The sequence below is a fragment of the Streptomyces ureilyticus genome, from assembly GCF_011045025.1.
Taxonomy (GTDB): Bacteria; Actinomycetota; Actinomycetes; order Streptomycetales; family Streptomycetaceae; genus Streptomyces; species Streptomyces ureilyticus.
In genome coordinates this window covers 1-1,342 of the sequence record NZ_JAAKZX010000458.1, presented here as the reverse complement: position 1 = coordinate 1,342, position 1,342 = coordinate 1, and the positions used below count along the sequence as shown (strand labels likewise).

Sequence of the window (1,342 nt, the reverse complement as noted above, 5' to 3'; positions counted from 1 at the left end):
AGAGCTCGTAACAGGATCTTGTGACGTCAGGCTCTGCATCGCTGACACATGGCCGCCTACTCGCTCGCGATACTTGGACTATGGACAGCTACGAGGGCACCGCCACGCTTGAGTGGTGGGCCAATCGATCGACGTGTCTGGGCAGGCTTCATGTGCGGGTCGCGGTCCGTGCCGCCGGAGACGACTGGACGTGCGAGGCGACTCTCGAACCTCCCCTGGCCGCGGAGGACAGGGAGAGCTTCGACTTCCTGATGCAGCTCGATCCGCACTTCACCCTGCGCTTTGACGACGCGAGCGCGCTGTTGGTCAATGTCGTCGAAGCAGGAGTTGAGGGACGGCTCAGCCTTACCGCAGCCGAGGCAGACACTGCAGAGCCAACCGGAACCAGGCACGTGCCGCACCAGTAGCCCCAGGGCCCCTCAAAGTGCTGCGCTGCGCGTGATCGCTTGGGGCGCGATCAGGAGTGGGTCTTCTTGAGGCGCCTCCAGCAGATGAGGCCGCAGGCGAGGGAGACGAAGGCGTCGTGGAGTTCGGTGCGGCGTTCCCAGCGGACCGCGAGGCGTTTGAACTGGTGGAGCAGGGCGAAGGTCTGCTCCACGACGTAGCGGAGCTTCCCCATGCCCTTGATGTTCGGTGATCCCTTGCGTGAGATGACGGGCAGGATCCGCCGTTGTCGCAGCTCGTCGCGGTGGGCGTTGGAGTCGTAGCCCTTGTCGCCGAGCAAGGCGTCGGGCCTGCGGCGGGGCCGGCCGGGGCGGCCCGCGACGGGCGGGATGCCATCGACCAGGGTGAGGGTCTGGGTGACGTCGTTGACGTTGGCCGCGGTCGTGATGACCTTGAGCGGGGTGCCGCGTCCGTCGCAGATCAAGTGGTGCTTGCTGCCGGTCTTCCGCCGGTCGACCGGCGACGGACCGGTGTCGGCACCCCCTTTTTCGCCCGGATGTGGGAACCATCCACGCACGCCCGTGACCAGTCGAGTTCGCCGGCCGCGTTCAGCTTCGCGAGCAGGACCCGGTGGAGCTGGTCGAAGACCCCGGCCTTCTGCCACCGGTCCAGACGCCGCCAGCACGTCTGTCCCGAGCCGAACCCCAGCTCCAACGGCAGGAGTTGCCAGGCTATGTCGTTGTGGAGGACGAACAGGATGCCCTGGAGGCAGAGACGGTCCGACACCGGCCTTGGCCCCGGCGACCGCTCCGGCCAGGGCGGCAGCAGTGGCTCGATCAGCGCCCACAAGTCGTCGTCCACAATCCACGGCCGAGTACTCACGCCATCACGAACGGCCGAAGCCTTACACCGGTCACGGCCAACCAGGACGTTGCAGCAAGATCGTGTTACGAGCTCT

General features: G+C 66.4%; 2 protein-coding genes. One reads left to right on the top strand and one right to left on the bottom strand.

From position 1 onward, the window contains the following. Positions 1 to 80 precede the first annotated feature (80 nt). On the top strand, positions 81 to 407 hold the full coding sequence (locus tag G6048_RS48105; RefSeq protein WP_165345897.1) for a hypothetical protein: 327 nt from the start codon (positions 81 to 83) through the stop codon (positions 405 to 407). A 50-nt stretch (positions 408 to 457) separates the two neighbouring features. Here G6048_RS48105 and G6048_RS48100 read toward each other — a convergent pair. Then, positions 458 to 1,248 (bottom strand): IS5 family transposase gene (locus G6048_RS48100; RefSeq protein WP_408056257.1). Its coding sequence is split into 2 segments (ribosomal slippage): positions 458 to 933 and positions 933 to 1,248, totalling 792 coding nucleotides; the frame shifts between segments, so codons are not numbered across the junction. Positions 1,249 to 1,342: the final 94 nt, after the last annotated feature.